The 22,054-nt window shown below is 60.7% G+C and carries 18 protein-coding genes; 13 read left to right on the top strand and 5 right to left on the bottom strand.

Annotation, left to right across the window (positions count from 1 at the left end; all coding sequences use genetic code 11):
• The first annotated feature begins 29 nt into the window (after nucleotides 1–29).
• Nucleotides 30–842, top strand: a complete 813-nt coding sequence (gene lgt, locus K5K95_RS07100; RefSeq protein WP_090178463.1) for a prolipoprotein diacylglyceryl transferase — start codon at nucleotides 30–32, stop codon at nucleotides 840–842.
• Between the two features lie 47 nt (nucleotides 843–889).
• Nucleotides 890–1,861 carry a thymidylate synthase gene (locus K5K95_RS07095; RefSeq protein WP_222588884.1) on the top strand — a complete coding sequence of 324 codons (972 nt, stop codon included), beginning with the start codon at nucleotides 890–892 and terminating at the stop codon, nucleotides 1,859–1,861.
• Between the two features lie 125 nt (nucleotides 1,862–1,986).
• On the opposite strand, the gene cadR is transcribed toward K5K95_RS07095, so the two are convergent.
• Entirely contained in the window at nucleotides 1,987–2,436 is a 450-nt protein-coding gene (gene cadR / locus K5K95_RS07090; RefSeq protein ID WP_007897786.1) for a Cd(II)/Pb(II)-responsive transcriptional regulator, read from the bottom strand.
• Between the two features lie 84 nt (nucleotides 2,437–2,520).
• Here cadR and K5K95_RS07085 point away from each other — a divergent pair, with 84 nt between their 5' ends.
• The 8 genes from K5K95_RS07085 (at nucleotide 2,521) to K5K95_RS07050 (ending at nucleotide 12,100) form a co-directional block, all read left to right on the top strand.
• On the top strand, nucleotides 2,521–4,800 hold the full coding sequence (locus K5K95_RS07085; protein WP_222588883.1) for a heavy metal translocating P-type ATPase: 2,280 nt from the start codon (nucleotides 2,521–2,523) through the stop codon (nucleotides 4,798–4,800).
• A gap of 16 nt (nucleotides 4,801–4,816) precedes the next feature.
• A complete protein-coding gene (locus K5K95_RS07080; protein WP_222588882.1) occupies nucleotides 4,817–5,680 on the top strand; it encodes a LysR family transcriptional regulator in 864 nt (287 codons plus the stop codon).
• A 229-nt stretch (nucleotides 5,681–5,909) separates the two neighbouring features.
• On the top strand, nucleotides 5,910–6,986 hold the full coding sequence (locus tag K5K95_RS07075; RefSeq protein ID WP_222588881.1) for a putative 2-aminoethylphosphonate ABC transporter ATP-binding protein: 1,077 nt from the start codon (nucleotides 5,910–5,912) through the stop codon (nucleotides 6,984–6,986).
• Nucleotides 6,986–8,710 (top strand): putative 2-aminoethylphosphonate ABC transporter permease subunit, encoded by a 1,725-nt coding sequence (locus K5K95_RS07070; RefSeq protein WP_222588880.1) that lies wholly within the window; start codon nucleotides 6,986–6,988, stop codon nucleotides 8,708–8,710. Before K5K95_RS07075 ends, K5K95_RS07070 begins: the two co-directional genes overlap by 1 nt.
• 38 nt (nucleotides 8,711–8,748) lie before the next feature.
• Nucleotides 8,749–9,774 (top strand): putative 2-aminoethylphosphonate ABC transporter substrate-binding protein, encoded by a 1,026-nt coding sequence (locus tag K5K95_RS07065; RefSeq protein WP_222588879.1) that lies wholly within the window; start codon nucleotides 8,749–8,751, stop codon nucleotides 9,772–9,774.
• Nucleotides 9,775–9,892: 118 nt separating this feature from the next.
• Complete coding sequence (locus K5K95_RS07060) at nucleotides 9,893–11,026, top strand: TIGR03364 family FAD-dependent oxidoreductase (RefSeq protein ID WP_222588878.1); 1,134 nt, start codon at nucleotides 9,893–9,895, stop codon at nucleotides 11,024–11,026.
• Nucleotides 11,026–11,592 (top strand): phosphonate degradation HD-domain oxygenase, encoded by a 567-nt coding sequence (locus K5K95_RS07055; protein WP_222588877.1) that lies wholly within the window; start codon nucleotides 11,026–11,028, stop codon nucleotides 11,590–11,592. The genes K5K95_RS07060 and K5K95_RS07055 overlap by 1 nt, the downstream gene beginning before the upstream one ends.
• Nucleotides 11,593–11,677: 85 nt before the next feature.
• Nucleotides 11,678–12,100, top strand: coding sequence for a hypothetical protein (locus K5K95_RS07050; RefSeq protein ID WP_222588876.1), 423 nt, complete (start codon nucleotides 11,678–11,680; stop codon nucleotides 12,098–12,100).
• A 151-nt stretch (nucleotides 12,101–12,251) separates the two neighbouring features.
• On the opposite strand, the gene K5K95_RS07045 is transcribed toward K5K95_RS07050, so the two are convergent.
• Both K5K95_RS07045 and K5K95_RS07040 read right to left on the bottom strand, forming a co-directional pair.
• The gene (locus K5K95_RS07045) at nucleotides 12,252–13,628 is read right to left on the bottom strand and encodes a GTPase/DUF3482 domain-containing protein (protein ID WP_222588875.1); all 1,377 of its coding nucleotides are present in this window, start codon (nucleotides 13,626–13,628) and stop codon (nucleotides 12,252–12,254) included.
• Nucleotides 13,621–15,000 (bottom strand): DUF2868 domain-containing protein, encoded by a 1,380-nt coding sequence (locus tag K5K95_RS07040; RefSeq protein WP_222588874.1) that lies wholly within the window; start codon nucleotides 14,998–15,000, stop codon nucleotides 13,621–13,623. The genes K5K95_RS07045 and K5K95_RS07040 overlap by 8 nt, the downstream gene beginning before the upstream one ends.
• 85 nt (nucleotides 15,001–15,085) lie before the next feature.
• On the opposite strand from K5K95_RS07040, the gene K5K95_RS07035 reads away from it, so the two are divergent.
• Complete coding sequence (locus K5K95_RS07035) at nucleotides 15,086–15,598, top strand: dihydrofolate reductase (protein ID WP_222588873.1); 513 nt, start codon at nucleotides 15,086–15,088, stop codon at nucleotides 15,596–15,598.
• A gap of 111 nt (nucleotides 15,599–15,709) precedes the next feature.
• Here the strand turns inward: K5K95_RS07035 and K5K95_RS07030 are convergent, their stop codons facing one another.
• Entirely contained in the window at nucleotides 15,710–17,101 is a 1,392-nt protein-coding gene (locus K5K95_RS07030; RefSeq protein WP_222588872.1) for an L-cystine transporter, read from the bottom strand.
• A 254-nt stretch (nucleotides 17,102–17,355) separates the two neighbouring features.
• On the opposite strand from K5K95_RS07030, the gene K5K95_RS07025 reads away from it, so the two are divergent.
• Nucleotides 17,356–18,423, top strand: coding sequence for a phosphorylcholine phosphatase (locus tag K5K95_RS07025; protein WP_090178505.1), 1,068 nt, complete (start codon nucleotides 17,356–17,358; stop codon nucleotides 18,421–18,423).
• Between the two features lie 178 nt (nucleotides 18,424–18,601).
• The gene (locus K5K95_RS07020) at nucleotides 18,602–19,816 is read left to right on the top strand and encodes an SGNH/GDSL hydrolase family protein (RefSeq protein WP_222588871.1); all 1,215 of its coding nucleotides are present in this window, start codon (nucleotides 18,602–18,604) and stop codon (nucleotides 19,814–19,816) included.
• Nucleotides 19,817–20,022: 206 nt separating this feature from the next.
• On the opposite strand, the gene ilvD is transcribed toward K5K95_RS07020, so the two are convergent.
• Entirely contained in the window at nucleotides 20,023–21,864 is a 1,842-nt protein-coding gene (gene ilvD, locus K5K95_RS07015) for a dihydroxy-acid dehydratase (protein ID WP_222588870.1), read from the bottom strand.
• Between the last annotated feature and the right edge of the window lie 190 nt (nucleotides 21,865–22,054).

Genomic DNA, 22,054 nt, shown 5'->3' with positions numbered 1-22,054 from the left:
GAAGGTTTCAACTCTAACAAGGAGTCGCAATGCTGCCTTACCCGCAGATCGACCCGGTGGCCCTGGCCATCGGTCCGCTGAAAATCCACTGGTACGGTTTGATGTACCTGATCGGCATTGGCGGTGCGTGGCTGCTGGCATCACGCCGGCTTAACCGCTTCGACCCGACCTGGACCAAGGAAAAGCTTTCCGACATGGTCTTCTGGATGTCGATGGGCGTCATTGTCGGCGGCCGTCTCGGTTATGTGCTGTTCTACGATCTGCACGCTTATCTCGCCAACCCGACGCTGATTTTTGAAGTGTGGAAGGGCGGCATGTCGTTCCACGGCGGGTTTATCGGCGTGATGCTGGCGGCGTTGTGGTTCGGGAGAAAGAACGGCAAGTCCTTCTTCCAGCTGATGGACTTTGTGGCGCCGATGGTGCCGATTGGCCTGGGCGCCGGGCGTATCGGCAACTTCATCAATGCCGAGTTGTGGGGCAAGCCGACCGACGTGCCGTGGGCGATGATCTTCCCGCCGTTCAGCGATCCGGCGCAGTTGCCGCGTCACCCGTCGCAGCTGTATCAATTCGCACTGGAAGGTGTGGCGCTGTTCCTGATTCTCTGGCTGTTCTCGCGCAAGCCGCGGCCAACCATGGCCGTGTCCGGGATGTTCGCGCTGTTTTACGGCATCTTCCGTTTCATCGTCGAATTCGTCCGCGTGCCGGACGCGCAACTGGGCTATCTGGCCTGGAACTGGCTGACCATGGGCCAGGTGCTCTGCGTTCCGATGATCGTCGCCGGGCTGTTCCTGATCTGGCTGGCCTATCACCGCGCCCCGGCGGCCCCAGCGGCGGCAGTATAAATTCGATCCCGGGGCGTTGGCCCCGGGTTCAAGGACACAGGTAACTCATGAAGCAATATCTCGAACTGGTCGCCCACGTCATCAAGAACGGCACCAAGCAGGCCAACCGCACTGGCGTAAACACCATCAGCTTCCCCGGCGCGATGCTGCGCTATGACCTGAAGGAAGGTTTCCCGGCGATCACCACCCGCAAGATGGCCTTCAAGTCGGCCATCGGCGAGATGTGTGGTTTCCTGCGTGGGGTGAACAACGCCGCCGAATTCCGTGCACTGGGCTGCAAGGTCTGGGATCAGAACGCCAACGAAAACGCCCAGTGGCTGGCCAACCCGTTCCGTCAGGGCGAGGATGACCTCGGCGAGATCTACGGCGTGCAATGGCGCAAATGGCCGGCGTACAAACAGATCCCGGTCAGCAATAAAGCCGCCATCGAGCAGACGCTGAGCCAGGGTTATCGGCAGATCGCTGAAGGCGAAGAAAACGGTCAGGCCTATGTGGTGCTGTACAAGGCCATCGACCAGATCCGCCAGTGCGTCGACACCATCATCAAGGACCCGGGCAGCCGGCGCATCCTGTTCCACGGCTGGAACGTTGCGCAGCTCGACGAAATGGCTTTGCCGCCGTGCCACTTGCTCTACCAGTTCCACCCGAATGTGGAGACCAAAGAGATTTCTCTGACGCTCTACATCCGCTCCAACGACCTGGGCCTTGGCACGCCGTTCAACCTCACCGAAGGCGCGGCGCTGTTGAGCCTGATCGGTCGCCTGACCGGTTACACGCCGCGCTGGTTCACCTATTTCATCGGTGATGCCCACGTCTACGAAAACCACCTGGACATGCTCAACGAACAGCTCAAGCGTGAGCCGTTCCCGATGCCGAAACTGGTGATCAGTGATCGTGTGCCGGAATTCGCCAAGACCGGTGTTTATCAGCCGGAGTGGCTGGAGTTGATCGAACCGGGCGATTTCTCGCTTGAGGGTTATCAGCACCACGCCCCAATGACCGCGCCGATGGCGGTCTAAGCCTTAACGCCGACCAAGTGTGGGAGCGGGCTTGCTCGCGAATGCGTCGTGTCAGTCAACGATGATGTCGACTGGCATACCGCTGTCGCGAGCAAGCCCGCTCCCACATTTGATTTTCGGTGGCCTTAATGGCCGTGGCTGCGGCCCACATGGGAATGCTCCACCTCCGTCGCCACAACCCCGCCACTTACCTCCAGCCGCTGCAAAATCCCGCACTGATCAATATCCGGCCCTTCGCTACAGCGTTGGCGCAGGTCGAGCAATTGCGTCTGCAATGCCAACAACCCATCGATCCGCGCCTTCACGTGATGAATGTGTTCGTCGATCAACGCATTGACGTTTTCGCACTGATCCTGCGGGCTGTCGCGCAGGGCCAGCAGGCTGCGGATTTCCTCGAGCGTCATGTCGAGGGTGCGGCAATTGCGGATAAAGGTCAGGCGCTCGGCGTGGGCCTGGGTGTAGACGCGGTAGTTGCCATCGCTGCGGGCGGGCTCCGGCAGCAGGTTTTCGCGCTCGTAATAGCGGATGGTTTCGACAGCGCAATCGGTCAGTTTGGCCAGTTCTCCGATCTTCATTGCGACAATCTCCAAATGGTTGCTTGACCCTATAGTGGCTACAGGGTCTTTACTTGGCAACAGGCACCTTTATGGACGCGACCAATGAGCGATTCCCTTCACACCCACAAACCCGAGGCTGATCACGATCACGATCACGATCACGATCACAGCCACAAGCTGCAGCCAGTGCAAAAGCACGAGCATGGCGGCCACGGGGATTCCTGCTGTTCGGCCAAAGTGGCAGCACCGTCGCGGGTGTTGCTGAGCGAAACTCCGACCGCCGGCGCGCGGCTGAGCAGTTTTCGCATCGACGCGATGGACTGCCCGACCGAGCAGACGCTGATCCAGAACAAACTGGGCAAGCTTGCGGGTGTGCAGCAGCTGGAATTCAACCTGATCAACCGCGTATTGGGCGTCACCCACGACTTGCCGAACACGGCGCCGATCATCGAGGCGATCAAGTCGCTGGGCATGGTCGCCGAGCCGATGGATCAAGGCACCGAAACGCCGGCCCCCGTTCCCGAGAAAAAACACTGGTGGCCCCTGGCGCTGTCCGGTGTCGCTGCGCTTGCCGCTGAAGTCATCCACTTCACCAATGCGGCGCCGACCTGGGTCGTGGCAATCATCGCGCTGGTCTCGATCCTCAGCGGCGGCCTGACCACTTACAAAAAGGGTTGGATCGCGCTCAAGAACCTCAACCTGAACATCAACGCACTGATGAGCATCGCGGTGACGGGTGCGATCCTGATCGGCCAATGGCCGGAAGCGGCGATGGTGATGTTCCTGTTCACGGTTGCCGAGTTGATCGAAGCCAAGTCGCTGGACCGGGCCCGCAACGCCATTGGCGGTCTGATGCAAATGGCGCCGGAGCAGGCCACGGTGCTGCAGGCCGACGGGAATTGGGTCGAGCAAGACGTCAAAACCATCGAACTGGGCGCGCGGGTGCGAGTGCGTCCCGGCGAGCGGGTCGGCCTGGACGGCGAAGTGGTGTCGGGCAGTTCGACCATCGATCAGGCGCCGATCACCGGCGAAAGCCTGCCGGTGGAGAAAACCGTCGGTGACAAAGTCTTCGCCGGCACCATCAACCAGTCGGGCTCATTGGAATACACCGTGACCGCTGCGGCCAATAACTCGACCCTGGCGCGGATCATCCACGCGGTGGAGCAGGCCCAAGGCGCGCGGGCACCGACCCAGCGCTTCGTTGATCAGTTCTCGAAAATCTACACCCCGTCGGTGTTCATCCTGGCCTTGGCTGTCGCGGTCATCCCGCCGTTGTTCATGGGCGCCGTGTGGTTTGACTGGATCTACCGGGCGCTGGTGTTGCTGGTAGTCGCCTGCCCTTGTGCACTGGTGATTTCCACCCCGGTGACCATTGTCAGCGGCCTCGCCGCGGCGGCGCGCAAAGGCATTCTGGTCAAGGGCGGCGTCTATCTGGAGGGCGGTTACAAGCTCGATTACCTGGCTTTGGACAAGACCGGCACGATCACACATGGCAAACCGGTGCAGACCGATTACCTGTCACTCGATCCGACCGCCGAGGAAACCGCCCCGGCGATTGCCGCAGTGTTAGCCGGTCGCTCGGATCACCCGGTGTCGCTGGCCATCGCCAACGCGGCTGTGGATAAACAATCCATGCCGCTCGTTGTGGATAACTTCGAGGCTCTGGCCGGGCGTGGTGTACGGGGCGAGATCAACGGTCAGGTCTACCACCTCGGTAACCACCGCTTGGTAGAAGAGTTGAACCTGTGTTCGCCTGCGCTGGAAGAAAAGCTGTTTGCGCTGGAGAAACAGGGCAAGTCAGTGGTGCTGCTGCTCGACAAGTCTGGCCCGCTGGCGCTGTTCGCCGTGGCCGACACCGTGAAGGAGTCCAGTCGCGAGGCGATTCGGCAGCTGCATGAACTGGGCATCAAAACCCTGATGCTGACCGGCGACAACGTCCACACTGCGCAGGCGATTGCCGAGCAAGTGGGCATCGATGTGGCCAGAGGCGATCTGCTGCCGGCTGAAAAACTGCAAGCCATCGAAGCGCTTTATGCACAAGGTCACCACGTCGGCATGGTCGGCGATGGCATCAACGATGCGCCAGCGTTGGCGCGGGCCGAGATCGGTTTCGCCATGGCTGCAGCCGGCACCGATACCGCCATCGAGACTGCTGATGTCGCCCTGATGGACGATGATCTGCGCAAGATTCCGACGTTCATCCGACTGTCGCGGCAAACCTCGAGCATCCTCAAACAGAACATTGCCCTCGCGTTGATCATCAAGGTGATCTTTCTTGGGGTAACCTTCGCCGGGATCGCCACCATGTGGATGGCGGTGTTCGCCGACATGGGCGTGAGCCTGTTGGTGGTGTTCAACGGTTTGCGCCTGTTGCGCAAATAAACGATGGGGGACGGGTGTGCTGAGTGCCGAGCTGAAGGCGTTTTATATGGTGGCCCGTCTGGGCAGCATCACTTTGGCGGCGAAAAAGCTTGGTCTGAGCCAACCCACCGTGACAACGCAGATCCGTAACCTGGAAAGTCAGTACTCGGTTGAGCTGTTCTACCGGGGCGGACGCCGCCTCAGCGTCAGCGATGAAGGCGCGCGCCTGCTGCCGATGGTCAAGGCGCTGTTGCAACAGGAAGCCGACATCGAGTTTTTCCTGCGCAACAGCGGCCAGGTCCAGGGCACGCTACGCATCGCTGCCACCGCGCCGTATTACATCCTCGATCTGGTGAAAACCTTCCGCGAGCGTTTGCCGCACGTTGAAGTGTCGGTGGAAATCGGCAACTCCCAGCAAGTGCTCGAAGCGCTGGAGGAATACCGGGTGGACGTCGCGGCGTCGTCACAGTTGCTGGACGATGCGCGCTTGATTCGCCGGGTGCTCGGCAGTGATCCGCTGGTGCTGGCGGTGCACCGCAATCATCCGCTGGCGGTGCATGACCATGTGCCACTCAGTGCGTTGGCCGGGCACACGTTGTTGATGAGGGAACCGGGCTCCACCACCCGGCGCCTGACCGAGGAATTGCTGGCCAATGCAGGTGTGAGTTTCGGGCCGCTGCTGGAGATTGGCAGCCGTGAATCGATTCGTGAAGCGGTGCTGCGCAACATCGGCATCAGCATCATTGCCCGGCAGGAAGTGCCACACGACCCACAACTTCGCGTGCTGACCCTCGAGAATGCGCCGCAGATTCCCGAGTATCTGTATTGCCTCAAGGAACGAAAAAGCGCGCGGTTGCCGGCGGCGTTTCTCGGCCTGGCGCAGGAAATGGCCCCTGCCTAAGCATTGTGGTGAATCGGAGGGCCTCATCGCGAGCAGGCTCGCTCCCACAGGGGAATGCGGTCAACTGTGGGAGTGAGCCTGCTCGCGATGGCTCCAGTCCAGGCAATCCCTGCCTTGAAGGCCCAACCCAAATCCTTGAATACCACTATCAGCCGTTTTTGCCTTACTGCCACATGACGGACGCATTACATCCCTAGGATGGCCTTCATCTGCTTGATGAGGCCTGTCCATGAACCATTCGATCGCAACTGCCTTGACCAACCCCGGCGCACCGATGAAGGTGCGTGGCGTGCAGAAACGCTTTGGCGCCTTCACCGCGCTGGATAACGTTTCCCTCGACGTGGCGGCCGGTGAACTGGTGTGCCTGCTCGGCCCGTCGGGCTGCGGCAAAACCACGTTGCTGCGGTGCATCGCCGGTCTGGAAAAACAGGACAGTGGCGAGTTGTACCTCGGTGATCGCGACGTTTCCCACCTGGCGCCGCAAGCCCGGGACTACGGCATTCTGTTCCAGTCCTACGCGCTGTTCCCCAATCTCACCGTCGAAGCGAACATTGCCTACGGCCTTGCCGGCAGTGGTCGCGATGAAGTGCGTCAGCGTGTCGGTCAAATGCTGGAACTGGTCGGCCTGATCGGCAGTGAGAAAAAATACCCGGGCCAATTGTCCGGCGGCCAACAGCAGCGAGTTGCACTGGCCCGCGCCTTGGCGCCGGCACCGTCCTTGTTGCTGCTGGACGAACCGATGTCCGCCCTCGACGCCCGGGTCCGCGAGCACCTGTGCACCGAACTGCGCCAACTGCAACGCAACCTCGGCGTCACCACCCTGATGGTCACGCACAATCAGGACGAGGCCATGCTGATGGCCGACCGCATCGCCGTGATGAACAACGGCAAGGTCGAGCAATACGCTACGCCACAGGAAATCTATGATCGCCCGGCCACTCCGTTTGTGGCTGAGTTCGTCGGGCAGGGCAACTGGCTGCCATTCCAGCGCAGCAGCGACAGCCATGCCCAGGTCGGCGGGATGAACATGCGCCTGGCCGAAGGCAGCGCCAAAACCGCGTCGGGCCGTTTGTTTTGCCGTCCGGAAGCCATCAGCGTCAACCCGCCAGTGCATGAAGAAAACCTGTTCCCGGCCAAGGTTCGCGAAATCACCTTCCTCGGCAACCGCTGCCGCATGAGCTTCGAGCTCGATCAATTGCCAGGCCATGCACTGCTGGCGGAATTGGCACCGCAAGACATGCCACGTCTCGGCGCGCAGCAGATCATGGTCGCCTTGCCGCCACGTAGCCTGCAGGTATTTGCCTGATGAGCGCGAACGTCGCGCTGCCGATACCGCACAAGCAGGTTCGGCAGACTTCCCGTGCCGAGATTGGCGACCGGCTGTTCGTGGTCGGCGGCAAGGTGCTGTTGCTGGTGCTGCTGGGCGTTGCGGTGTTGATGCCATTGCTGGCGATCTTCTGGCGCGGCTTCAGTTCCGAAGCCGGGCAGGGCGGAGGCCTGGTCGCCGCCCGTGAACTGGTGACCAGTGCGAACTTCCACTGGTTGCTCGGCAACAGCCTGAAAGTTTCCCTCAGCGTCGCGGCCATCGTCGTACCGTTGGCTTACCTGTTTGCCTACGCGCTGCAACGCACATTGATCCCCGGCAAGGGCATCTGGCGCGGTATGTCGCTATTGCCGTTGATGGCGCCGTCGATGTTGCCGGGCATTGCGCTGGTGTATCTGTTCGGCAATCAGGGCCTGTTGCGCGGTTTGCTCTCGGACAACATCTACGGGTTCTGGGGCATTGTGCTCGGTGAAGTGATCTACACCTTCCCACACGCCTTGATGATTTTGCTGTCAGCGTTGTCCCTGGCGGATGCGCGGCTGTTCGATGCCGCCTCAAGCATGGGCGCGAGCCCGTCGAAAGCCTTTCGCAGCATCACTTGGCCGGCCACCCGTCAGGCGGTGTTCGCGGCGTTTTGTCTGGTGTTCACCCTGACCATCACCGACTTCGGCGTGCCCGTGGTGGTCGGTGGTGACTATCAAGTCCTGGCGCTGGAAGCCTACAAAGCCGTGGTCGGCCAACAGCAGTTTGGGCGCGGCGCGTTGATCGGCATGGTCTTGTTGCTGCCGGCATTGTTCAGTTTCGGTGTCGACGCCTGGTTGCGCCGGCGTCACGGCGACGCCATGAGCGGCCGGGCGCAAGTCTTCCAGCCGGCACCGTCGAAGCTGCGTGACGGTTGTTACCTGGCCATCGTGCTGCTGATCTGCGCGGTGTTGCTGCTGGTGTTCGGCATGGCGGTGTTTTCATCGCTGGTGAAATTCTGGCCGTACAACCTGTCGCTGTCGCTCAACCATTACCAGTTCAACGACACGGCGGGCGGCGGTTGGCTGGCCTACGGCAACAGCGTGAAGATGGCGATGTGCACGGCGTTGATCGGCAGCGTGCTGATCTTCACCGGCGCCTACCTGATGGAGAAAACCCGTAGCCAGCGCGGGCTGAATCTGACGCTGCGCATGCTCAGTTTCGTACCGATGGCGGTGCCGGGTCTGGTGCTGGGCCTGGGTTACGTCTTCTTCTTCAACCTCAACGGCAACCCACTGCATGTGCTCTACGGGACCATGACCCTGCTGGTGGTCTGCACCATTGCGCATTATTTGACCACCGCGCAAATGACGGCCACCACTGCGCTGCGCCAACTCGATGCCGAGTTCGAAGCTGCCGCGCTGTCGCTCAAGGCGCCTTTGTATCGGCATTACTTGCGCGTCACGGTGCCGATCTGCCTGCCGGCGCTGCTGGACATCGTGCGCTACCTGTTCGTCTCGGCCATGACCACTGTCTCGGCGGCGATCTTCCTCTACAGCCCCGACACCATCCTCGCGGCGGTGGCGGTGCTGAACATGGACGACGCCGGCAACGTCGGCGGCGCGGCGGCGATGTCGACCCTGATTCTCTTCACCTCGGCGGGCGTGTCCCTGCTGCTGGCCTGGGCCTCGCGCGGTTTGCTGCGCCGCTCCCAGGCCTGGCGGCAGACCGCGCCCGGTCATTGATTCCGTACAACCCCTCAACTCAAAAACAGGAAAAGATCATGTTCAAGCCCCTGGCCCTGGCCGCTGCTGTCCTCACCGCTTTCAGCCTGAACGCCTTCGCGGCGAAAACCGAGTTGACGGTGTACACCGCCCTCGAAGCCGAGCAATTGAAGACCTACAAGGATGCCTTCGAAAAGGCCAACCCGGACGTCGAGATCAAGTGGGTACGCGATTCCACAGGGATCATCACCGCCAAGCTGCTGGCCGAAAAAGCCCGCCCGCAGGCTGACGCCGTGTGGGGTCTGGCCGCCTCCAGCCTGGCGATCCTCGACCAGCAAGGCATGCTGCAAAGCTACGCTCCGAAGGACCTCGGCAAGATCGGCGGCAACTACCGCGATGCCGCCAATCCGCCGGCCTGGGTCGGCATGGACGTCTGGGCCGCCACCATCTGCTTCAACACGGTCGAAGCCGAGAAGCAGGGCCTGAGCAAACCGGTGAGTTGGCAGGACCTGACCAAGCCTGAGTACAAAGGCAAGATCGTCATGCCCAACCCGGCCTCGTCCGGCACCGGTTTCCTCGACGTCAGCGCCTGGCTGCAAACCTTCGGCGAGAAGCAGGGCTGGGCGTACATGGATGCTCTGCACCAGAACATCGGCCAGTATGTTCATTCCGGTTCCAAGCCTTGCAAACTGGCAGCGGCGGGTGAATTCCCGATTGGCATTTCCTTCGAATATCCGGCCGTTCAGCTGAAGCGCCAAGGCGCGCCGCTGGACATCATCCTGCCGAAAGAAGGCCTGGGTTGGGAGATCGAAGCGACGGCTGTGATCAAGGGCACTCCCCATGAAGACGCCGCGAAAAAACTCGCTGACTTCTCTGCCAGCCCGGCGGCGATGGAGCTTTACAAAGAGAACTTCGCCGTCCTCGCGCAGCCGGGCATTGCCAAGCCGCAGACCGAATTGCCGGCGGATTATGAGCAGCGCTTGATCAAGAACGACTTTGCCTGGGCCTCGAAAAACCGCGACGAGATCCTGACCGAGTGGCGCAAGCGCTATGACGGCAAGTCCGAGAAAGTGGTCGCCAAGTAAGCTCTCTATTGGCTGACAGGGCCTCTTCGCGAGCAAGCCCGCTCCCACATTTGGAATGCGTTCCCCTGTGGGAGCGGGCTTGCTCGCGAATGCGGTCTGTCATTCAGGACAAAACCCAATGACACAACACAACGACATGCTGATCGTAGGCGCTGGCATCCTCGGCCTGTCCCACGCCTATGCCGCCGCCAGACGCGGCCTCAAGGTCACCGTCTTCGAACGCAGCGAAACGCCTTTGGGCGCCTCGGTGCGCAACTTCGGCCAGGCACTCGTCACCGGCCAACCTCCGGGCGTTATGCTCGAACTGGCCAATGCCAGCCGTGAGATCTGGGGCCAGTGGGCACAACTCGCCGGCCTGCAACTCAAGCGCAACGGCTCATACCTGTTCGCCCGCACCGAAGCCGAAGAACATCTGCTGCAAGCCTTTTGCAACGGCCGCGCAGTGGAACACAACTACAACGTCGAGCTTCTGCGCGGTGCCGCGCTGCGGGATTTGTACGGTGGCCAGTTCAGCCATCACCGCGCCGCGTTGCACGGCATGGACGATCAGCAGCTGTATTCGCGCGAAGCAATTCCTGCACTGATCGATTTCCTGCGCCGCGAACTCGGCGTCGAGTTTCACTTTTCCACACTGGTGCGCGACATCGAGCCCGGCCGTCTGCACAGTACCGCCGGCAGCTTCAGCGCCGAGCAGATCATTGTCTGCTCCGGCCACGATTATCAGACCTTGCTGGCTGAGCCGATCGCCGAACTCAATCCGCAAATCTGCCGCCTGCAAATGCTCCGGGCCCGTCCGCACATCAACCTCAATCTGCAACACGCGTTGCTCACCGGTTTGAGTTGCGTGCACTACGGCGCCTTCGCCGATCTGCCGGAAGCGGCGGCCGTGCAGGCAAACATCTTGCGAGACGAACCGCACCTGCATGAAAACGGCATCCACCTGCTGATCAGTCCGACGCCTTACGGTGAACTGATCATCGGCGATTCCCACCACTACGGCAGCGACCCGTCACCGTTCAATGCCGAGCAAGTGGACAACTGGATGCTTGAACTGGCTGAGCAGACCTTGGGCTGCAAAGTGCAAGTGATCGAGCGCTGGCAGGGCGTCTATGGTTCACGAGGGCCGGGACCGTTCTCGTTCCTGCGTCCGCTGCCGGGTGTGAGCGTGGCGCTGATGCACACCGGCGTCGGCATGAGTGTCGGGCCGGCGATGGCTGATCGCAACATTGCACAGTTGTTGGGGGAAGGTTGATGGAGCGTCATCAGCAAGTGATCGCCGAAGTCTTCGGACTGTATGAGCGCTTTGGCGACAGTGATTACATCGGTGAACCGGTGTCGCAGATCGAGCACATGTCCCAGGCCGCCGAACTGGCGATGGCCGAAGGTTTCGATGATGAAGTGGTGCTGGCCGCTTTTTTCCACGACATCGGGCATATCTGCGCCGAGAACGGGGAGAACATGGAAGGCTTTGGCGTGGTCAGTCACGAGCGTCTGGGCGCCGATTACCTGCGTCGGGCAGGGTTCGGTGAACGCCTGGCGCGACTGGTGGAATATCACGTGCAGGCCAAGCGTTATCTGACACTCAAGGAGCCTGGGTACTACGAGCGCTTGAGTGAAGCCAGTCGCCGCACGCTGGCATATCAGGGTGGAGTGATGACCGAATCCGAGGCCGAGGCGTTCGAGAAAGATCCGTTGTGCGAAGTCAGTCTGCGGATGCGCCAGTGGGATGAACGGGCCAAGGAGATGTGGGTGCCGGTGATTGATCTTGAGATCTTGAAGCGCAAGGCCGTCACGCTGTTGTCTGGCGAGGCGCGCTGAGTTGTCTCACACCGGATAGGGAAACGGTTGATGGAGCCGCCTGCAACAAAGGCTCAGTCTGGACGTTTCGAACAGGAGCGCATGGATGCGTTATTTGAAAGTGATTGCACAGGATGTGAGCGGGAAGGGTCAGGCAGACACGCTTCATTTTCGGTTTCACGAAGATGAACACGGGCTGCGCGAGGCCACGGAGACTGAGCGTCACCGGCTCAAGACCTTCGGCAAAACGTATTTGAAATGTGCCTGGTTCAACGGCGGGGAGAGTGAAGAGCGGCATTTGCGGATCTTTGCTGAAAATACGACCGGCGACGGTTCGCCGGAAGCTGTACGACTGCATTTTCATGAGGGACCGACGATTGCCTACAAGGCAGCGGCTCGTGATCTTGATAACGATGGGAATTTCGAGCTGATGTTGAGCTCGGATGTCGACAATGACGGGCGTGCGAATCGCACCGATCGCAATCGGGTCAGGGCGTTGGCGCGGGAATATCTGAAGCTCGACTGGTAACGTTCCTCTCGATACCGAGTCACGGCCATCGCGAGCAGGCTCGCTCCCACAAGGTCACGGGTGAGGCCGCAAATGTATGAACAACAAAGATCCCTGTGGGAGCGGGCTTGCCCGCGAAGGGGCCAGAGCGGACACCACAGATTGCGGGCCTTTAAAGTTGTTGCGCCAACACCTCGATTTGCTCCTGCCGTTCAGCCTGGCTCAACCTGGGCTGCTTGTTCAGCGAAGACCACTGCGGATGTGCCCGAGCCTTGTTCAGCGCTTCGGGCAACTTGCCTTCGCGCCAGGTCTTGTCCTGGGGCGTGGCGAGCTTGATGCTGTCCATCGCGGCATGGCCGCGCGCGTTCAATGCCTGCAAAAGCTGTCGCTGACGCAACGCCAACAGGCGCAACACGCTGTCGTCAACGGTCAGCTCCCGCTGGCCCTTGATCTTGCCCATCAATCGACTGCCATAACTGCGTGCGGTTTGCAGGGCGCCGCCGGCAATCGCGCCGGCCAAGGCTGCCGCGCCGAGGGTCAGACCACCCACCAGCAAATCGACGCCAGCGCCGGCTGCCGCACCGGCCGCGATGCCGCCGCCGACCCGAACGCCCAGTTGTTTGAGGGTTTCGGGGTTGAACAAGTCATCGCCCCAACGGCCATCGAGCAATGGCAGGTCACTGGCTGCGGCGTCCTGTGGACGAAAGGCGTACAGCTTGAGCAGCGCTTCGACGCAGCGTTGTTCCCGTTGTCGAACGGCTTTGCGCAATTCGCTGATGGCGTGCTGTTCTTGCGCGGCATCGCTGACCACGCTACGCCGGCAGGCTGCGCAATCGATCAATAATTCGGCAATCAGTCGCGCCGCACTTTGCTGCCGGGCCAGGCGCTGGGCCTGTTGGTCGGCGATCAAGCGTTCCAGTTGTTCCCGTGAGCCTTCCAGCAGTAGCGCGAGGCTTTCATAGAGGCGACGTTCGCCATCTTCTGGCGGCGCCACGCTGTCAAAACGCACCAAGGCGTGCAGGCCCAGGCGCGCCAGCGCTTCACGCCAGTCCGGCTCGCGGTGGTTGGCGCTGCTGACGAAATTGAGCACCGGCAGCAGCGGTTTGCCGCAACTGGCTAACACTTCCAATTCGTCGCGGTACTTGGCCAGCACCGGCTCCCGGGCATCGATCACGTAGAGACCGGCGTCGCAGGTGAGCAGTTGTCGCAGCACCTTGGCTTCCTGCTCGAACCGTTGGCGCGCTTCGCTGCCGTCAAGAAATCGCGCCAAACGTGCCGGGCCGTCGAGGCGTTCGCCGGGACGTTCCAGGCGTTCGAGATAGTCGAGCAGGGCGATGGCGTCTTCCAGGCCCGGCGTATCGAAAAGGTCAAGCAACGGCTCGCCGTCCACCGACAACCGTGCGCCTTCGACATGGCGTGTGGTGCTGGGGCGATGGGACACTTCGCCGAAACCGACATCCCGGGTCAACGTCCGCAGCAATGAGGTTTTACCGACATTGGTGTGGCCGACCACGGCGAGCTTCAACGGCGCTTTCCACGGATTAGTCATGGCCGCTCTCCAACCAGTTCATCGGCGCGCAGTCGGCGAAAGGCAGGTTCAGTTGTTGCAGTGCCACGTGCCAGTCGCCCAAACGTTCGGAGTCCAGCGCTTCACCGTTGGGCGCTTGCAATAACCAGACTCGCGTCGCGGCCGCGTTACGCGCCAGCTCGGCAATCAGTGCAAGACTGCCACGGTCCGGCGAACGCCGTGGATCACAGGCGATGGCCAACCGCTCGGGCGGGAAGCGACTCAGCTGTTCGAGGAGTTTGTGGCGAGATTCCCGGCTGTCGAGAATGCCGGCGTTGTTCACGTTCTTGGGCAGTTTCGGCGGCCACGGGCGTTGATCGTCCAGCTCGATGGCCACCAATAGCGCGCCGTCGCTTTGCAATTCGCTGGTGCTGCTTTCGATCTGATGAAGGTTGTCCGGCGCCGCATCACTGATGCCCAGGCGTTCGCTGGTGGGCATCAGGCGTTCACGCAATTGAGCGTAGCCAGGCAGGTTCAGGTCCAGGCGCAAGGCGGCTTGCCCGGTGTTCCAGCGCCACAGGCAAAACAGCGCGAGCAGCAAGCGCGGCAACACACCGTAAACCACCAACACACCGACCAGCCATGTAGCCCAGGCCTGGCGGGCGCTTTCGATATTGAGCGCGGTGTCGCCGCTGGCGCGGATCATTTCCACCGTCGGGACGTTGAAACCGAGTATGGAAGGCAGAGTGCCGAGGGCTTGGGTCATCGCCACGAAGGTGTCGGCGCTGAGCAGGGTAGTTTCCCAGACGAAGCCGTAGCGCCGGGTCGCCATCAACGTCAGCAGAATCGCCAGGGCACTGAGCATCGCCAGCAACCACAGGCTGTTGACCAGCACGCCGATTGCCCAGCGATTGAGTTTCTGACGTTGCAATAACAAGAGCAGGGCCGGCGCCAGTTGCGCTGCTTTGGCGTCGCGGGCGAGTTTCTCGCTGAGCCATAACCACAAGCGCCCAAGGGTGTCGCCGTGTTCGCCGACGAACATCAGGCCCAGCGCCCAGCTCAGTAAAAGAATCAGGTTCAGCACGAGCAGACTGCCCAAGGCCCAGAACACATTGACCGGCGTCTGCCCGTCCCCCAAAGCGGCAAACCCCAGGCCGGCGCCGCTGACCATGGCCAGCACCGCCAGGACGATCAGCGCCAGTCGCGCGCCTTGCAGCCAATGCTTGAGGGCTGCGGCCAGGCCGTCGCGTTCAGCCAGCCACAGGGCCCGATGCTGAATCCGCGTCGGCAGATCGCCACCGGCGCTGCGGGCCAGTCGGTTGGCTTCCAGATCCTCCAGGGGCCCGGCGTGTTCTTCACGCAGGCGCACGGTTTCGGTCAACCAGAGGTTTTGCAGTGGCGTCAGTTCAGTCACGCGACATTCCGTTGCTCAATTGAGCTGTGAGCATAACCGCTGTGGTGCTTATCGGGGTACGGGAGGCTCTGGTATCCTCGCCGACATGACTAAATCACTCCCCCTCAGCCTGATCGCAGCCCTCGGTGAAAACCGTGTGATCGGTGTCGACAACAGCATGCCCTGGCACTTGCCGGGGGACTTCAAATACTTCAAGGCCACCACCCTGGGCAAGCCGATCATCATGGGTCGCAAGACCTGGGATTCCCTCGGTCGTCCGTTGCCGGGCCGATTGAACATCGTGGTCAGCCGTCAGGCCGATCTGGTGCTGGAAGGCGCGGAGGTTTATCCGTCGCTGGAAGCTGCGGTGATTCGCGCCCAAGCATGGGCGAAAGAGCAGGGCGTCGACGAGTTGATGCTCATTGGCGGGGCGCAGTTGTATGCGCAGGGATTGGCTCAGGCGGATCGGCTTTATTTGACGCGCGTCGCGCTCAGCCCTGAGGGGGATGCGTGGTTTCCGGAGTTTGATTTGAAGGAATGGAAGCTGGTGTCGAATGTTCCGAATCCGGCAGAGGGTGATAAGCCGGCATACAACTTTGAGGCGTGGGAACGCACTTGAGATCGTTCCCACGCTCTGCGTGGGAATGCAGCCCGTGACGCTCCGCGTCACTGGACGCGGAGCGTCCCTTGAGGCATTCCCACGCGGGAGCGTGGGAACGATCAGTACCGGTCAAGCGTGAGCCAACTCCGCATGCTCATCCGCATCCAGCAAGTCTTTATCGGTCTGCTGCATGATCTGACTGGTAATCGCCCCGGCCGTGATCGAACCGCTCACGTTCAACGCCGTACGACCCATATCAATCAGCGGCTCTACCGAAATCAGCAACGCCACCAATGACACCGGCAAGCCCATTGCCGGCAGCACGATCAGCGCCGCAAAGGTCGCGCCACCGCCCACGCCCGCCACGCCCGCCGAACTCAGCGTCACAATCGCCACCAGCGTCGCGATCCACAGCGGGTCCAGCGGATTGATGCCCACGGTCGGCGCCACCATCACCGCCAACATGGCCGGGTACAAGCCGGCGCAGCCGTTCTGGCCAATGGTCGCACCAAACGAAGCGGCGAAACTGGCGATGGACTGCGGGATGCCCAAACGACTTGTCTGCGCTTCGATGCTCAGCGGGATCGTCGCCGCACTTGAGCGGCTGGTGAAGGCAAAGGTCAGCACCGGCCAGATCTTGCGGAAGAAGCGCAGCGGATTGATCCCGGCCGCCGACACCAGCAGGCCATGGACCACGAACATCAGGCCCAGGCCGATGTAAGAAACCACCACGAAACTGCCAAGCTTGATGATGTCTTGCAGGTTGGAACCGGCGACCACTTTGGTCATCAGCGCTAATACGCCGTAAGGCGTCAGCTTCATCACCAGACGCACCAGGCGCATCACCCAAGCTTGCAGGGTGTCGATGGCGTTGATCACTTTCTGACCTTTTTTCACGTCATCTTTCAACAGCTGCAAGGCGGCGACACCGAGGAACGCCGCGAAGATCACCACGCTGATGATCGAGGTCGGCTTGGCGCGAGCCAGGTCGGCAAACGGGTTTTGCGGAATGAACGACAGCAGCAGCTGCGGCACATTCAGGTCGGCCACCTTGCCCGCGTAGTCGGTCTGAATGGTTTGCAGGCGGGCCATTTCCTGAGTGCCGGCGACCAGGCCTTCAGCGGTCAGGCCGAACAGGTTGGTCAAGCCGATGCCGATCAGCGCCGCGATGGCGGTGGTGAACAGCAAGGTGCCAATGGTCAGGAAACTGATCTTGCCCAGCGACGACGCGTTGTGCAGCCGCGCCACAGCGCTGAGGATCGAGGCGAACACCAGCGGGATCACGATCATTTGCAGCAACTGCACGTAACCGTTGCCCACCAGATCGAACCAGCCGATCGAGGCTTTCAGCACCGGGTTGCCCGCGCCGTAAACGCCGTGCAGGGCAACGCCGAACACCACACCCAACGCCAGTGCGAGCAGGACTTTTTTCGCCAGGCTCCAGTTCGTGTGACGGGTTTGCGCCAGGCCAAAGAGCAGGGCGAGGAACACCAGCAGATTGAGGATCAGCGGCAGATTCATGGGAAAGCTCCGATAAGGCATGTGCCAGTCACCTTCCGGGGTGACTGCGACCGGCAAGCCTAACAGCTTGATTTCCAATGAATTAATATCAAAAACGTATGGAATCCGTCGTTTTTGGAATAAGCACGCGTCGCTCTCAGGGATGCAGCTGGCGCAATAGGGACGTGAGCAGTCGCTGACAGACGAGGACTGTCACACTTATTTGTTAGCGTCGATGCCTCTACATCAGGATCTTTTATAAGGGAATCATGCCGATGAAGTTCGCACCGAAATTTCTGGCTGCTGCGTTGGGATTGAGTTTTGGCCTTGGCCTGGCCGGTCAGGCCTTCGCTACGGATTTGAAGCATTGGCCTGCCGATCAGGCCAAGGCACTGGACGCGATGATTGCGGCCAACGCCAACAAAGGTAATTTCGCGGTGTTCGACATGGACAACACCAGTTACCGCTACGACCTTGAAGAGTCGTTGTTGCCGTTCATGGAAAACAAGGGCCTGATCACCCGCGAGACACTCGATCCCTCCCTGAAACTGATTCCGTTCAAAGACACCGCCGACCACAAGGAAAGCCTGTTCAGCTACTACTATCGCCTCTGCGAAATCGACGACATGGTCTGCTACCCATGGGTCGCCCAGGTGTTCTCCGGCTTCACCCTCACCGAGCTCAAAGGGTATGTCGATGAGTTGATGGCCTCCGGCAAACCGGTACCGACCACGTACTACGACGGCGATGTGGTCAAGACCCTCGACGTCAACCCGCCGAAAGTCTTTACCGGCCAGGCTGAGCTCTACAACAAGTTGATGGAGAACGGCATCGAGGTCTACGTGATGACCGCCGCCTCCGAAGAACTGGTGCGCATGGTCGCTGCCGATCCGAAGTACGGCTACAACGTCAAACCGCAGAACGTCATCGGCGTGACCACGATGCTCAAGGACCGCAAGACCGGCGAGCTGACCACCGCACGCAAGCAAATCACGGCGGGCAAGTATGACGAGAAGGCCAACCTGGGTCTGGAACTGACGCCGTACTTGTGGACACCGGCTACCTGGATGGCGGGCAAGCAAGCCGCAATCCTGACTTACATCGACGAGTGGAAAAAACCGGTATTGGTTGGCGGCGACACCCCGAGCAGCGACGGTTACATGCTGTTCCACAGCGTTGACGTGGCCAAGGGCGGCATCCACTTGTGGGTCAACCGCAAAGACAAATACATGACCCAGATGAACGGCATGATGGCCAAAAACGCGGCAGCCCAGGCCAAGGAAGGGTTGCCAGTGACGGCGGACAAGAACTGGGTGATCGTCAAGCCGGAAGAGATTCAGTAAAGGCCACGATAATCGCCCCTGCACAGTGTGTGGACGCGACAGGCCCCGCCAATGCGGGGCTTTTTATTGTTCGCAATAACGACGCGCAGTGGCTGTCTGCTGCCTATATTCATTGGTTAGTCACTGGGTGATTGGCGCTGGGGCAGTTGGTTCGGGCGACGACCGAAGGAACGGGGGCATGCGACGATTACATCGGGTCTTTATCGCGTGGGTTATCGCCACGTTGAGCGGATATGGCTGGCTTTGCACTAGTGCAGCGGCTGAGTTGATGCCGGGAAATGATCACGTCATTTCACCAGGCGTGCCTCAAGGGGCCGCGCCCCTGAACTTGAGTAAGCTGGTGGGCAAACTAAAGGCCTCGCGCAATACGTCGATCAGTATCGTGCAACTGGGCGACTCTCACACGGCTGCCGATTTGTTCACCGGCGAAATGCGCCGCCTGTTCCAGCAACAATACGGCGCCGGCGGCATAGGCTTTATCGCGGCGATGCCTGTACCAGGCACTCGTTACGATCAAATTGTTCTGTCGACGGTAGATGGGCAATGGCGTCTGGTTTCCAGTCGCAATCAGTACAGCGGCGAGTTTCCATTGGGGGGGTATCTGTCGCTACCCATGGGCCAGAAGGCAGGGGTACATATCGAATCACGAACGTCGAACGAAGGCGTATATAGAATTTCGGCGCTGTACCGTGCGCTCTCCAATAGCCAACTGATCGCCAGTGCTGGAGGGAGCTCGACCAGTGTCGAGTTGTTGCCGACATCCGGAAAGTGGCGTTTCAGCCCGGCTATCCAACCCGTAAGTCTGCCAGTGGATCTGGTGATAGCCTCGAGTCAGGACGTAGAACTGGGAGGTTGGAACATCGAGTCTTTGACGGAGAATGGGGTCACGTACTCCGCATTAGGTGTCAATGGTGCGATGTTGAAGATTCTCGACAAGTGGCAAGACGGCTGGCTAAGCACACTGCAAGCCTTGCGTCCGGACTTGCTGGTACTCGCGTACGGGGGTAATGAAGCATTTGATGACGATCTGGACCTGACACTTTATGAGGCTGACCTGAGCGAAAAGCTTGCCCTGTTGCGACGCGCCTTGCCTGATACCGTGATCTTGCTGGTCGGGCCAGCAGACTCGATAAAACAACGGTCCGCTGACTCATGCGCCGGGCGCCAACCGGCAAAGCTGGCTCAGATCATTCAAATTCAAAGACAAGCAGCACTGAAGGCCGCGGCCTTGTTCTGGGACTGGCAAGGTTACATGGGCGGCGCCTGTTCAATTGAGCGCTGGCAGGCAGCGCATTTGGCTCAAAATGATCTGATTCATCTGAATGGTGAAGGTTATAAAAAAAGCGCCGGCGAACTTTACGAGTATCTGCAATCCCTGCTGGTGGGGCCTTAAAGCGAGATCTCATCACCATAAAAAAGCCCCGCACTTGGCGGGGCATGATGATCGTTCCCACGCTCCCGCGTGGGAATGCCTCAAGGGACGCTCCGCGTCCAGTGACGCGGAGCGTCACGGGCTGCATGCCCACGCAGAGCGTGGGAACGATCGGCAAAAAAATACCCCGCCAAGTGCGGGGTATTTTTTTGTTCGACGGTTAAGGGTTACAGCCCGTCGAGCATCGCCTTGTTACGCACAGCACCCTTGTCGGCGCTGGTCGCCAGCAGGGCGTAGGCTTTCAGGGCCGTAGTCACTTTACGCGGACGTTTTTCCACTGGCTTCCAGCCTTTCTGATCCTGCTCGGCACGGCGTCCGGCCATCTCTTCGTCGCTGATCAACAGGTTGATCGAGCGGTTCGGAATGTCGATCAGCACTTTATCGCCGTCCTGCACCAGACCAATCGCGCCGCCCGCTGCCGCTTCCGGAGAAGCGTGGCCGATGGACAGGCCCGAGGTGCCGCCGGAGAAACGGCCGTCGGTGAGCAGGGCGCAAGCTTTGCCCAGGCCTTTGGATTTCAGGTAAGACGTCGGGTACAGCATTTCCTGCATGCCCGGGCCGCCTTTCGGGCCTTCGTAACGAATGATCACGATGTCGCCGGCCTTCACTTCGTCAGCGAGGATGCCGCGTACGGCGCTGTCCTGGCTTTCGAAGATCTTCGCGTTGCCTTCGAAGACGTGGATCGACTCGTCGACGCCGGCGGTTTTCACCACGCAGCCGTCCAGCGCGATGTTGCCGTAGAGAACAGCCAGGCCGCCTTCTTTCGAATAAGCATGTTCGACACTGCGGATGCAGCCGTTTTCACGGTCGTCATCCAGGGTTTCCCAACGGGTCGACTGGCTGAACGCGGTCTGCGTCGGAGTGCCCGCAGGACCGGCCTTGAAGAAGTGATGCACGGCTTCGTCGTCGGTCTGGGTGATGTCCCACTTGGCGATGCCTTCAGCCAGAGTCTTGCTGTGTACGGTCGGCAGTTCGGTGTGCAGCAGGCCGCCACGGGCCAGCGAGCCGAGGATGCTGAAGATCCCGCCGGCACGGTGCACGTCTTCCATGTGGTACTTCTGGATGTTCGGCGCGACTTTGCACAGTTGCGGCACGTGACGGGAGAGACGGTCGATGTCGCGCAGGTCGAAATCGATCTCGGCTTCCTGGGCCGCAGCCAGCAAGTGCAGGATGGTGTTGGTGGAACCGCCCATGGCGATGTCCAGGGTCATGGCGTTTTCGAACGCCTTGAAGTTGGCGATGTTGCGCGGCAAGACCGACTCGTCGTTCTCGCCGTAGTAACGCTTGCACAGCTCGACGATGGTGCGGCCGGCCTGCAGGAACAGCTGTTCGCGGTCACTGTGGGTGGCGAGGGTCGAACCGTTGCCCGGCAATGCCAGGCCCAGGGCTTCAACCAGGCAGTTCATCGAGTTGGCGGTGAACATGCCGGAGCACGAGCCGCACGTCGGGCAGGCGCTACGCTCGTACTCGGCGACTTTCTCGTCAGAAGCGCTGGAGTCGGCGGCGATCACCATGGCGTCGACCAGGTCGAGGCCGTGGGAGGCGAGTTTGGTCTTGCCGGCTTCCATCGGGCCGCCGGAAACGAAGATCACCGGGATGTTCAGGCGCAGGGCGGCCATCAGCATGCCGGGGGTGATCTTGTCGCAGTTGGAGATGCAGACGATGGCGTCGGCGCAGTGGGCGTTGACCATGTACTCGACGGAGTCGGCGATGATCTCGCGGCTCGGCAGCGAATACAGCATGCCGTCGTGGCCCATGGCGATGCCGTCATCCACGGCGATGGTGTTGAATTCCTTGGCGACACCGCCCGCGCGTTCGATCTCGCGGGCGACCAGTTGACCGAGGTCCTTGAGGTGGACATGGCCCGGTACGAACTGGGTGAAGGAGTTGGCAATGGCGATGATCGGCTTTTTGAAGTCGTCATCTTTCATCCCCGTGGCGCGCCACAGTGCGCGGGCACCGGCCATGTTGCGGCCGTGGGTGGATGTTTTCGAGCGGTAATCAGGCATGAAGCACTCCGGGCGGCTAATCAGGTATCAAAAGGGAAGTGAGCTTCTATTGACGTCTGGAACACCCAGAAATGGCCGTGTGTCCGGAAGTTGCCGATAACTTTGCGGGATCGCCGCGCGCTTCAGCTTGAGCTCATAAACCCGCCGGGGGATGACTGGCGATGAATGTCGCGATTCTACACGGCTGGCG

This window comes from Pseudomonas sp. DR48, from assembly GCF_019823085.1.
GTDB lineage: Bacteria > Pseudomonadota > Gammaproteobacteria > Pseudomonadales > Pseudomonadaceae > Aquipseudomonas.
This window is presented reverse-complemented; position numbering and strand designations above follow the sequence as displayed.

What these genes read in the sequence shown, in the direction of transcription:
- lgt (WP_090178463.1), top strand. Translation starts at nt 30, where the DNA reads ATGCTGCCTTACCCGCAGATCGACCCGGTGGCCCTGGCCATCGGTCCG.
- K5K95_RS07095 (WP_222588884.1), top strand. Translation starts at nt 890, where the DNA reads ATGAAGCAATATCTCGAACTGGTCGCCCACGTCATCAAGAACGGCACC.
- cadR (WP_007897786.1), bottom strand. Translation starts at nt 2,436, where the DNA reads ATGAAGATCGGAGAACTGGCCAAACTGACCGATTGCGCTGTCGAAACC.
- K5K95_RS07085 (WP_222588883.1), top strand. Translation starts at nt 2,521, where the DNA reads ATGAGCGATTCCCTTCACACCCACAAACCCGAGGCTGATCACGATCAC.
- K5K95_RS07075 (WP_222588881.1), top strand. Translation starts at nt 5,910, where the DNA reads ATGAACCATTCGATCGCAACTGCCTTGACCAACCCCGGCGCACCGATG.
- K5K95_RS07070 (WP_222588880.1), top strand. Translation starts at nt 6,986, where the DNA reads ATGAGCGCGAACGTCGCGCTGCCGATACCGCACAAGCAGGTTCGGCAG.
- K5K95_RS07065 (WP_222588879.1), top strand. Translation starts at nt 8,749, where the DNA reads ATGTTCAAGCCCCTGGCCCTGGCCGCTGCTGTCCTCACCGCTTTCAGC.
- K5K95_RS07060 (WP_222588878.1), top strand. Translation starts at nt 9,893, where the DNA reads ATGACACAACACAACGACATGCTGATCGTAGGCGCTGGCATCCTCGGC.
- K5K95_RS07055 (WP_222588877.1), top strand. Translation starts at nt 11,026, where the DNA reads ATGGAGCGTCATCAGCAAGTGATCGCCGAAGTCTTCGGACTGTATGAG.
- K5K95_RS07050 (WP_222588876.1), top strand. Translation starts at nt 11,678, where the DNA reads ATGCGTTATTTGAAAGTGATTGCACAGGATGTGAGCGGGAAGGGTCAG.
- K5K95_RS07045 (WP_222588875.1), bottom strand. Translation starts at nt 13,628, where the DNA reads ATGACTAATCCGTGGAAAGCGCCGTTGAAGCTCGCCGTGGTCGGCCAC.
- K5K95_RS07035 (WP_222588873.1), top strand. Translation starts at nt 15,086, where the DNA reads ATGACTAAATCACTCCCCCTCAGCCTGATCGCAGCCCTCGGTGAAAAC.
- K5K95_RS07030 (WP_222588872.1), bottom strand. Translation starts at nt 17,101, where the DNA reads ATGAATCTGCCGCTGATCCTCAATCTGCTGGTGTTCCTCGCCCTGCTC.
- K5K95_RS07025 (WP_090178505.1), top strand. Translation starts at nt 17,356, where the DNA reads ATGAAGTTCGCACCGAAATTTCTGGCTGCTGCGTTGGGATTGAGTTTT.
- K5K95_RS07020 (WP_222588871.1), top strand. Translation starts at nt 18,602, where the DNA reads ATGCGACGATTACATCGGGTCTTTATCGCGTGGGTTATCGCCACGTTG.
- ilvD (WP_222588870.1), bottom strand. Translation starts at nt 21,864, where the DNA reads ATGCCTGATTACCGCTCGAAAACATCCACCCACGGCCGCAACATGGCC.